The organism is Shewanella ulleungensis, from assembly GCF_014648315.1.
Taxonomy (GTDB): Bacteria; Pseudomonadota; Gammaproteobacteria; order Enterobacterales; family Shewanellaceae; genus Shewanella; species Shewanella ulleungensis.
Window position 1 is genome coordinate 320,320 of the sequence record NZ_BMQW01000001.1, and the last position, 11,836, is coordinate 332,155.

Annotated in this window: 7 protein-coding genes; 3 read left to right on the forward strand and 4 right to left on the reverse strand. The window is 41.7% G+C overall.

Annotation, left to right across the window (positions count from 1 at the left end):
- The first annotated feature begins 3 nt into the window (after positions 1-3).
- From IEY40_RS01405 to IEY40_RS01415, 3 genes are all read left to right on the forward strand, one after another.
- The gene (locus tag IEY40_RS01405; protein WP_188952632.1) at positions 4-2,538 is read left to right on the forward strand and encodes a glycogen/starch/alpha-glucan phosphorylase; all 2,535 of its coding nucleotides are present in this window, start codon (positions 4-6) and stop codon (positions 2,536-2,538) included.
- Between the two features lie 97 nt (positions 2,539-2,635).
- Positions 2,636-3,898 (forward strand): glucose-1-phosphate adenylyltransferase, encoded by a 1,263-nt coding sequence (glgC, locus tag IEY40_RS01410; RefSeq protein ID WP_188952634.1) that lies wholly within the window; start codon positions 2,636-2,638, stop codon positions 3,896-3,898.
- A 10-nt stretch (positions 3,899-3,908) separates the two neighbouring features.
- The gene (locus IEY40_RS01415) at positions 3,909-5,627 is read left to right on the forward strand and encodes a glycogen synthase (RefSeq protein ID WP_188952636.1); all 1,719 of its coding nucleotides are present in this window, start codon (positions 3,909-3,911) and stop codon (positions 5,625-5,627) included.
- 127 nt (positions 5,628-5,754) lie between these two features.
- Here IEY40_RS01415 and IEY40_RS01420 read toward each other — a convergent pair whose 3' ends face one another.
- The 4 genes from IEY40_RS01420 to IEY40_RS01435 all read right to left on the reverse strand — a co-directional run bounded on the left by IEY40_RS01420 (position 5,755) and on the right by IEY40_RS01435 (position 11,770).
- On the reverse strand, positions 5,755-8,148 hold the full coding sequence (locus IEY40_RS01420) for a TonB-dependent receptor plug domain-containing protein (RefSeq protein ID WP_188952638.1): 2,394 nt from the start codon (positions 8,146-8,148) through the stop codon (positions 5,755-5,757).
- A 241-nt stretch (positions 8,149-8,389) separates the two neighbouring features.
- Positions 8,390-10,111, reverse strand: a complete 1,722-nt coding sequence (locus IEY40_RS01425) for a phospho-sugar mutase (protein WP_188952640.1) — start codon at positions 10,109-10,111, stop codon at positions 8,390-8,392.
- 279 nt (positions 10,112-10,390) lie between these two features.
- On the reverse strand, positions 10,391-11,068 hold the full coding sequence (locus IEY40_RS01430; protein WP_188952642.1) for a glutathione S-transferase family protein: 678 nt from the start codon (positions 11,066-11,068) through the stop codon (positions 10,391-10,393).
- 198 nt (positions 11,069-11,266) lie between these two features.
- Complete coding sequence (locus tag IEY40_RS01435) at positions 11,267-11,770, reverse strand: ankyrin repeat domain-containing protein (RefSeq protein ID WP_188952644.1); 504 nt, start codon at positions 11,768-11,770, stop codon at positions 11,267-11,269.
- Positions 11,771-11,836 lie beyond the last annotated feature (66 nt).

Genomic DNA, 11,836 nt, shown 5'->3' on the forward strand with positions numbered 1-11,836 from the left:
TGGATGACCACAGCTAAAGAAAGCGCCAGCGTTAAAAAAGCCCCGACAACACGCAAAAAGCCAACTAAGTCAACAAAGGTGGCTACTCCCGTTAAGGCTCAGGCTACCGAAGCAGCTGAACCTTGTGAGCCATGTGACACATTAGGAGCTTCACTTGCTCGTCATATTCGCTATGGCTTATGTCGCGATGAACATGAAAAAGATGAATTATTCACCGCTGTGGCAGAAAGTGTCAAAGAACAGATGCTGGATAATTGGCGTGAAACTCGGATTAAAGACAATCAATACGAGCAAAAGCAGGTGGCTTATTTGTCGTTAGAGTTTTTAATGGGCCGTGCGTTAGGCAATGCTTTACTGAGTTTAGATCTCACTGACGAAGCCCAAAAAGTGCTTACCGATTACGCCACAACATTAGAGGATCTTGAACAAGTAGAACAAGATGCTGGTTTAGGTAATGGTGGCCTTGGGCGTTTAGCTGCGTGTTTCTTAGACAGTTGCGCATGCCTTGATTTACCGGTGACTGGATATGGGATCCGTTATCAATATGGCATGTTTGTTCAGAAAATTATTGATGGATACCAAGTTGAACGTCCGGATCGTTGGTTACGTCACGGCAACCCTTGGGAAGTGCGCATTGCAAATCGTATTGTAACCGTGCCTTTTTTTGGTCATACAGAAACGTATGTAGACAAAGACGGCCGCCGTCATCATATATGGACTAACACGCAAAATGTGTTAGCTGTACCTTATGATATGCCTATTCCTGGTTTTAACAATGGCCGAATTAACACCTTACGTTTATGGAAAGCTGAAGCCAACGACGAGTTTGATTTAGCTGAGTTTAATGACGGTGATTATGCTGAAGCTGTAGCGACAAAAAACCTGGCAGAACAAATTACCATGGTTTTATACCCCAATGATGCCAGTGTTAACGGCAAAGAGCTCAGATTAAGACAACAGTACTTTCTATCGTCTGCCAGCTTACAGGATTTATTAACTCGTTATGTCGCTAAACACGGCGAAGATTTTAGTGAGTTTAGCAGCCGCAATGTTTTGCAATTAAATGACACGCATCCAAGTATTGCAGTACCAGAGCTAATGCGCCTGTTGATGGATAAATATGGTTTAGGCTGGGATAAGGCATGGGAGATCACTAGTCAATCTATGGCTTACACCAACCATACGTTATTGCCAGAGGCATTAGAGCGATGGTCCGTTGCCATGATGAAAAATATGCTCCCGCGTATTGTAGAGATCATTTTTGAAATCAATGCCAGATACCTTGAGTTAGTTGCACATCATTGGCCAGGTGACATCAAAAAGTTAGCTGATATGTCCATCATCGAAGAGGGTCCAGAGCAACAGATTAGAATGGCCTACTTGGCGATAGTGGCCAGCTTTTCCGTAAATGGTGTTGCGGGTTTACACACTGAATTACTCAAACAGGGTTTGTTTAGTGAATTTTATCAATTATGGCCACACAAGTTTAATAACAAAACCAACGGCGTTACGCCAAGGCGCTGGCTAGCATATTGCAACCCCAAATTAGCATCATTAATTACTCGTCGTTTGGGCGATGAGTGGATAACCGATTTAACTCGCCTTGCAGCTCTCAATGCCTTTACCAGTGACAAGGCATTTGTCGAAGAATGGGCCGAGATTAAATTAGCCAACAAACAAGCATTAAGTGAATTTGTAGCACAACAATGCGGTGTCACATTTGACCCGAAAATGATGTTTGATGTCCAAGTTAAGCGTATTCACGAATACAAGCGTCAGCTGCTCAATATTTTGCATGTTATTCATTTATATCGCCGTATATTAAATGGCGACACAGAAGGGATGGCACCGCGCTGTGTATTAATTGGTGGCAAAGCGGCTCCTGGTTATGCCATGGCAAAACAAATCATTAAGCTAGCCAATAATGTTGCTCACATGGTCAATTCTGACCCTCTTGTTTCGCCTTACCTTCGAATGGCATTTCTACCAAACTATAACGTGAGTGCGATGGAGAAAATCTGTCCAGGTACCGATTTGTCTGAACAAATATCAACCGCAGGTAAAGAGGCTTCTGGCACCGGAAACATGAAGTTCATGATGAATGGCGCGTTAACTATTGGCACCTTAGATGGTGCCAATATTGAAATGTTAGAAGAGGTAGGCAAAGAAAACTTCTTCTTGTTCGGCTTAAATGCGCATGAAGTCAGTCAAGCTAAAGCCCATTATCAACCACAAGAGATTATCGCGAGTTCACCGGCTCTAAATGGAGTAATGAATATGCTCAAAAGTGGTCATTTCAATTTAGTCGAGCCCGGAATATTTGATCACATCATTGCTTCAATTGTCGATCCTTACGATCAATGGATGACCGCCGCAGATTTCGACAGCTATCGTATTGCCCAAGAAAACGTCTCAGCAACCTACTTAGACCAAAATAAATGGCAAAAAGTCAGTATTAGAAATAGTGCCGCCAGTGGTCGCTTTTCGAGCGATAACACCATATCGGGTTATCGCGATGATATTTGGATGAAAAAGTAACACCAATGTGATGGCAACATCGCTACGTTGTACCGTAAGGCGTGGATATATGCTTATTAATCGTGGCTCTTAATTAAGAGCCGAATGGAGTCTGCTTATGAGTAATGTTCGTTATATTAGTAATTTAACTCGTGATACCTATGCACTTATTTTAGCGGGTGGTCGTGGGTCTCGTTTATATGAGTTAACCGATTGGCGTGCTAAACCAGCGCTATATTTTGGCGGTAAGTTTCGTATTATCGATTTCCCGCTGTCTAACTGTATTAACTCCGGTATTCGTCGTGTGGGTGTGGTGACCCAATATAAATCGCATTCGCTTATTCGGCATGTTACTCGTGGCTGGGGCCATTTTAAAAAGGAGTTGGGCGAATCTGTTGAGATTTTACCTGCATCACAACAAACTTCGGGTAATTGGTATCAGGGTACGGCCGATGCCGTATTTCAAAATATCGATATTATTCGACATGAAATCCCAAAATACGTGATGATTTTGTCAGGTGACCATGTGTACCGTATGGATTATGCAGGCTTATTGGCATCGCATGCCGAATCAGGTGCTGATATGACGGTATGCTGTTTAGAAACGCCGATCGCAGAAGCTGCTGGGGCTTTTGGGGTAATGGAAGTCGATGAAAATATGCGTGTTATTGGTTTTGAAGAAAAACCAGCCAATCCAAAGCCAACACCAACAGATCCAGAAAAATGTTTAGCATCAATGGGTAACTATGTCTTTAATACTAAATTTCTATTTGACCAGTTGAAGAAGGACGCTAAAAACGAAAATTCAGATCGTGACTTTGGTAAAGACATTATTCCGGCAATCATTGAACAATTTAATGTGTATGCTTATCCTTTTACCAGTGCTGTGCCAGATGAGCCAGCATACTGGCGTGATGTAGGAACATTAGATTCATTTTTTCAAGCCAACATGGAGCTATTGTCTCCTACACCACAACTTAATTTGTATGATGCAAAATGGCCAATCTGGACTTATCAAGAACAGTTACCTCCCGCTAAGTTTGTCTTTGATGATGAAGATCGTCGTGGTATGGCAGTGGATTCTATTGTATCTGGCGGTTGTATTATTTCAGGCGCGAAAGTGAAACGCAGCGTGTTATTTGATGAAGTACGCGTATGTTCATATTCGTCGGTAAAAGATTCAGTGTTGTTGCCCGATGTGGTGGTGTTAAAAAACTGCAAAATACAAAATGCAATTATTGACCGAGGCTGCATTATTCCAGACGGTATGGTTATCGGTTATAACCAGGAGCACGATCGCGCCCGTGGATTTAGAGTCTCAGAAAAAGGGATAACCTTGGTGACACGTAAAATGTTAGGTTTAGCCGTAGGTTATGAATAAGGATCCATTAATGACCCAAGAAAATGTAAACCGCGTTTTGCTGGTTGCAGCAGAGAACGATGCATTACAAGGGGCGAAAGTTGGCGGTATGGCGGACGTGATCCGTGACTTACCGCCAGCATTGGCGCAATGTGGCGTGATTGCAGACGTGGCAATGCCAAATTATGGTTTTTTGGCCGCTCACTACCATGCTAAACATTATGCCAACATCACCCTTAATTTTGCTGGGGCAACCCATTATGTCAAAGTATTTTGTATGCCAAGACCAACCAGCAAAAGTGATGTGTTAGCTATTAATGGCGTGTCAGACACCAATATGTTGCCTGAACAGATGCAATCTAATCCTTCTATGGTGTATCTATTTGACCATCCATTATTTAATCATCATGGGCAAGTTTATTGTAATGGCGCCCATGACAGACCTTTTGCCGATGATGCTACTAAGTTCGCCTTATTTTCATTGAGTGTGGCTACGTGTTTAATTGACCATATTCTTCCGCGTTATACGGTACTGCATTTACATGATTGGCATGCGGCAATGGTGGCAATGTTAAGGCAATGCGTTGATGATTTTAGTAGTCTCAAAGAGTTAACATGTGTGTATACCATCCACAATTTAGCACTGCAGGGTATTAGGCCGTTTAATGGCGATGAGTCATCTTTTGCTGCTTGGTTCCCGCAATTTGTTAATCAGCTTAAACCAATAGCAAAGTTGAGTATATTTGATCCGCGCTATGGCAATTGTATTAACCCAATGCGAATGGGAATTGTGTTGAGTGACAGAGTACATTTGGTGTCACCCACTTATGCTCAAGAAGTTTTATTGCCATCTGATCATGCAAAAGGCTTTTTTGGGGGGGAGGGGCTCGAAGCCGATTTATTAGCAAAAGCTGAGCAACAAAAGTTAATTGGTATTATTAATGGCTGCATGTACAGCGATATCGAACAAGCAGAGCAAGCAGGTATTGAACGCTATGCAGCATTCCTTGTTATGGCGCAAAATGCACTGCTTAAATGGCAAGCAAAAGTATCTGAGGTGAGCGCTATAGACAGCATAGCTCTTTGTCGATTATCACAACTTAATACTCGTTTATTAACTCTTTCTTTAGCTAATACAATGAACAGTGATAATGCCAAAACGCCATTTTTACTAACATCTGTAGGGCGCTTAACTGAACAAAAAGTGCTGATTTTATTACAACCGTGTGTCGATGTGCACGGACATCAACAGGTGTCGACCGTGCTTGATGCATTACTAGATACACTCAAATCGGAGCAGCCAGATGGTGTCTTAATGCTACTTGGCAGTGGTGATCTGCATATTGCCAGACAGCTTCAAGGCGTAGCTGCAAGACACGATAATTTGGTGTTTATGCATGGTTATGATGAAGCATTATCCGAGGAGCTTTATCGTATAGGCGATTTGTTTTTAATGCCCAGTTCCTTTGAACCTTGTGGTATTAGCCAAATGCTGGCCATGCGCGCGGGACAACCTTGTTTGGTACACGCTGTAGGTGGGTTAAAAGACACTATTATTGATAATGTCAGTGGTTGGTCATTTTCCGGAGCCTCTTTGTCTGAACAAGGCACTGCATTGGTAGCACGCTTTAAACAAATATTGGCACTTTATCAAACTGAGCAATGGCAACACGTTGCGCAAAATGCATCAAAGCAACGTTTTACCTGGGACAATGTTGCTAAAGAATATAAAGATAAACTTTATTGTTAAACAAGCATTGGCCAGATAATGGTATCTAACTAGAAATTAAAAAAGCATCGAATAATATTCGATGCTTTTTTATATTTAGTGTGTTGTCCTAACTGTATTTATACATATTGGGAGATTAAAAACGGACTTAGTAAGTGTAACGTAGATCTAAGTAGTAGTATCCGCCGTTAAAACCAAATGGTGTATTCGTCAGTGGGTAAACAAAAATACCATTGAAATTATTATCTTCAGGACGTTTCTCTGGGTAGGTATCAAACAGATTTTGAACCCCTAGCGTAACTGCTAGTGAATCAGTCGCTTGATAACGCGTACTTAAATCGGTTGTCCATTTGGCATCGTATTCCACTTCACTTGAAGAATAACCTACAGTGTAATCACCAAAGTAGCTGAAACGTAAGTTAGTCGTAAAGTCATCGTAATGATGAGTGAAACCAATGTTGCCAGAATGTTTAGAGGTCGCTTCGGTCATACGAATTTCTTCAATACGATCAAATAACTCACTTTCTAAGCCATCGAGAATAGTTGGCAAGTTAACTGACTTAATCTCAGTCTCTTTGTATGAGTAAGCAAGATTAGCCGACACATCACCAAACTGACCTAGGTCAAATTGTTGCGTCATGACCAAATCAACACCCTGGGTTTCAGTATCAACTGCGTTCATAAAGAAACGCGCCGATTCTGCATTGGTGCCCGCAAGCGCTGCAGCGATAACAGGTGAGCTTTCTTGATCGACAGAGCCAGATAAAATAATACGGTCATCAACATTAATTTGATAAGCATCTAATGTGGCTGTAAAGCCATTATCACCGTTATAAACAAAACCTGCACTGTAAGAGTGAGAGATTTCGGCTTTAAGATCAGGGATATCTAACGCTTCTTTAATTGCCGATAACTGGTTGAAAGTACCTGACTCTCTAGGAACAAACTCGCCAGTGACTGGATCTGGGTCAAAAAAGGTCGACACATTGGTAAAGTACAATTGTTGCACGCTTGGTGCACGGAAACCTGTATCTGTGGTTAAACGAAATGCTAACTTATCGGTCAAATCATAACGTCCCGACAATTTCCAGCTGGTGTTATTACCAAAATCTGAATAATCTTCATAACGTATCGCCGCAGCCCAATAGAAATCTGTGGTTAATTGGTTTTCAAGTTCTATGTATAAACCTACGTTAGTGCGGTCTTCATCGACTTCAGACTCTTTGGTAAATCCACCAAAACCTTGGCTACCACCGGCTTTATTTTCGTAGTCACCTAGGATATATGACTCTTCTTGACCCGCTTCAATTTCATAGCCGCTTTCACGAAATGTTACACCAGTAGCGACCATGATTTCTGAGTCATTATAAAAATCATAATAGCTTGAGGCATCTAACGTTAGATTTAACTCGCTGTTAGACAGAGTGCCAGCATAAAAATCGGTAGGGCTTGTTGGGCCTAAAGAAGCATTGATGGTGTTTTCGACGTTATATTCAAAGCTGTTACTTCCGTAACCGGCAGATGCATCAATAGTCCATTTTCCTATTTCAAAGTCGTAACCTAATAAGAAAGAAAAATCGATAATTTCTGGGCTTATTAGCGGTAAATAACCATCTGGATAAACTTCAATGATATTACGCGAATCTAACGCACGGCGATAAAACGCTCCAGAGGTAGATGTACGTTTGCTTATACCGCCAAATGCATACACTTTACTGGTGTCTGTTATGGCTTGTTCAGCATTAACAAATAAGCCGTAGTTATCATAATCGCTGTCACCAACATGGTGGTTTAAGCGATCAAACGTTTCTTCACGTGGATCTAAGCTGCCATCAGCCAAAGTAGGGTATTGTTGACGAGAATCTAAACCTGCGCGGTTGGTTGAATTCTTTTGATGTGCTTCTAACGATACGTTAACAAACCCGTCATCGCTAATGCTAAATCCTTGGTTAACGCCTACACGGACTTGCTCACCGTCACCTTCATAGGTTTGGCCTATTTGGGTTGAAATACTGCCGCCTTCATCGCTGTCTTTAAGTACAACGTTAATCACACCAGCAATGGCATCTGAGCCATAAAGTGCTGAAGCACCATCACGCAAAATTTCAATGCGTTTAATTGCAGTCATTGGGATTGCATTTAAGTCAACGTTTGAAGAACCTTTCCCAACAGTGCCTGATAAATGAACTAACGCAGAGCCGTGACGACGTTTACCATTTACCAACACTAAGGTGTGGTCTGGTGACATGCCGCGTAAACTCGCTGGACGGACCGCATCGCTGCCGTCAGTAATTGATGAAAAAGGAAAACTGTAACTAGGGGCTGCAAATTGAAGCGCTTTTGCTGTTTCGGTTATCCCGGTAGCTTCAAGTTGCTCAGAGGTAATAATATCAACAGGTGTTGGGCTATCAGTGGCTGTACGTAGGGCAATACGTGAACCAATTACCTGAATACGCTCAAGATTTAGACCTTCCTCTTCAGCCATAGCTGCTGGGGCTGAAATACTGGCGATGACCGCCAAAGATACGAGACTTTTATACATTAGCAATCCTGCGATAACATTAATAGAAATTATGTAACATTATAGATCAGTTTCGCTGGAGTTTAGATCTGTTTAATATATGGTTAGTTAGTTTAATACGGCATATGTAATGACACACAGGTATAGTGAAATATTCTAATGTAAACAGTTTGTTGATTTACCTTTTCAAACAAATAAAAACACCAGTTAAATGTAACAGGTGTTTTTATTGGTAGTAGTGTTGTTTTTAAAATAACTTAGCTTAGCTAGGTAAACTTGCCTGATGGGCTTTAATGAATTTATCCATAGCAACTTCAGCCCGTTGCTGTGCAGTGGCCCAAGTGTCACTCGCTGTCATGGTTTCAACCACTTCGTAATAGCACTTAATTTTCGGTTCTGTGCCTGAGGGTCTAACAATGACGCGAGCACCATTTTCTAAGCAGTAAATTAGTACATCGCTTTTAGGTAAATCAATAACCACGGTTGAGCCATCGGCAAATGTGCGCAGAGATTGACTCAAATCGTCGCTTGACGTAACGGTAAAGCCGGCAATACTTGCTGGTGGTTTCTGGCGTAAATGTTCACCAATGTTTGGCGTATCAGGCTTTAAGGCAATGCTCACTTGTGCATTAAGGTGAAACCCATGCTGACGATAAATTTGTGCCAATTTATCCCACACAGTTTGATTTTTTGTTGTTAATTCTGCACACAGTTGCGCAAAAGCAACTAACGCAGATAAACCATCTTTATCCCACACCATACTCCCTACGGTATAACCAAGCGCTTCTTCATAGGCAAATAAAAACTGATTATCGGCTTGGCACTTATTGATCCCTACATTCATCAACCATTTAAAACCGGTGAGGGTGGTGTAACACGTCGCCTGCATCGATTGTGCGACTTTAGACAATAAACTCGACGACACGATGGTGGTGCCCACTAGGCGTTGGTGGGCTGGGGCGTGTGATAATAAATACTCGCCAAACAATACGCCAACTTGATCGCCAGTAAGCATCTTATAGTCGTTTTCAGCGGTTCGCATAGCCACCGCAAAACGGTCGGCATCAGGATCGTTGGCGCACGCAAGCATGGCTTGATGCTTTTTAGCTTCTGCAATCACCAAATCCATTGCACCTTTTTCTTCAGGATTGGGGAAGTTGACCGTAGGGAAATCACCATCAGGTTCACGTTGTGCTGCGACAGAATAGACTTGGATAAATCCAGCATCCTTTAATACCGTTTCAGCCATGTCAGCACCAACCCCATGCATGGCTGTATACGCCAAACTTACAAGCTGAGGATTAACATGTTGTTGTAATACACTCGCGTTACGAATGCCTTCACGATAGGTTTGATAAAAATCATCTTCAAGCCAAATCAGCTTGGCTTGTTTTTGGGCGTCATCAAGAGAGATAAACGGTATGTTTTGGGTGGCGGCATGCTGTATTTGTGCCGCTATACCTGAGTCGTGAGGCGGAATAATTTGTGCGCCATTTTCCCAATACACTTTATAGCCGTTATATTGTGGCGGGTTGTGGCTCGCGGTCACCACAATGCCAGCAGCAGCGTTAAAGTGTTTTACGCCAAATGCCACTAACGGTGTCGCAGCAACCTGAGTCGTTAACCGAACAGTTATGCCCATCGCAGTAAGTACACTTGCAGCATCGTGAGCAAATGTATATGAATCATGGCGACCATCATAACCAATAATGACTCCTCGGCTGCTTGCATCATTAATTTGTGCCAATAAATAGGCACCTAAACCGGCTGTAGTTTGTCTGACAACGAGGCGATTCATTCCCATAGGGCCTGGGCCCACTTCACCACGAAGCCCAGCGGTGCCAAAGGCCAAACGACCTGAAAACATGTTCGTTAATGTCGCCTCATCTTGATTGTCGAGTAAAGCCTGTAATTGAGCTTTAGTGCTAGGATCCGGGTCTTGTTGTAACCAGTGTTGAATTTGATGTTGTAAGTGGGTATTCATGATCAACCTCATTGATAATCATTTTCAATTGCTACATTAACAGTAGAAAAATAACAGCCTAAGAACAAGTAAAATCGTTTCGCTTACCGGGTAAATAACCAAATTAATACATATTAGTAACTTATCAAAGTCATAAGAATAGGATTGTGCAGGAAAAAATTCACATAAAAAAACGCGTATTACTGAGTAATACGCGTTTGTTAGCACAAGGGTTTATTTAAATGCATTTTATTAAAATAGACTTTGTTTACATCTATTTATTAGCATTTAGGCTAACACTTACGCTTTTGGAAAATTCTGTGGGAAGAAAGCACGTTTTGCTTCTTCGTCAAATTCACCTTTAAATGCAATCTCTTTACCAAAATTACGAGCTATTTCAATTGCTGGGCGCTCACTTACGTGATTAAACCAACGTTGTAAATTTGGATATGGCGCTAAACCTTCTTCACCTAGCACGACTGTTGCTTTGTCAATCCAGCCCCATGCTGAAACATCCGCAATAGTGTAATCATCACCGACTATGTATTGACGGTCTGCTAAGTGGGCATCTATTACTTCGTAATGGCGTTGTGCTTCACGTAAATATCGGTTAGTTGCATATGCTATTTTCTCTGGAGCATGATGTCTAAAATGAACCGATTGACCTGAAAAAGGACCAAGACCAGTAGCAATAAACATTAGCCATGACAATAACTCGCCACGGTCTTCCGTTTTACCTAATAACTGACCAGACTTATCTGCGAGATATAATAAAATCGCATTTGAGTCGAATACTCGTACGCCATTATCATCAATCGCTGGGGTTTTAGCATTAGGATTAATCGCTTTAAATTCAGCAGTGTGTTGCTCACCTTTAAGAGTATCTACAGGTACAAGCTCAAACGGTAAGCCTGTTTCAGCAAGGAATAGAGCGACTTTCATTGGGTTAGGGCCAGGGTGAAAATAAAACTTAAGCATGTGAGCTCCTTTTTTCAGTTCAGGCATACATTGAAACAGGTTTTGAGTGAATGCTCAAGATGTTTTTGAGCGATTGGTCAAAAACTATCGCAAGGCCTAATTAAGGCTCCACATTTAAAGCAGAACTCCCAATTTATAAGGGGCTTTGAATCACGCTTATTTGGTCTAAAAGTATAAATCTCTGTCATTAAAGGCGCTTTATTTCACACTAACTTGTGATAGCAACGCTAGAATTTTTTGTTGTCCAAATGTTTGGGCAAATTGCTCTGCTGTTTGTCCTGCTTTATTTTGATGATCATTGTCGCAATCGAGTGAAACTAAGGTTTTGGCAATACTAAACTCACCTCTAAATATAGCCGCCATCAGTGCCGTATTACCTCGATTATCTTCTAAACAAGCATTGGCACCGAGCGATAGTAAGGCTGTAACACTACCTTTATTACCGTGATACGTTGCTATCATTAGTGCGGTGTAACCTTTTTCATTGTAACTATCGATTGGCACACCAGCATTAACAAATTTCTTAATGATTTCAGTATCATCAGTTCGGGCTGCGGCAAAGTAATAGGCTAGTAAGTCATTATATTGTTGTTGTGCGATTGAGTGGCCAGTGTCTTTGCTTATCGCTGTACTGGTGTCTTTTTCGAACGCTTGGATAGTAAGGCTTAGCGTGATCAGAACTAAAAATAAAAGAGTGCGCATAGTAATTCAATTCCATAATTCAATTGAGTGTTGATAATCGTCTATATAAGCCCAGTTACGTATAAC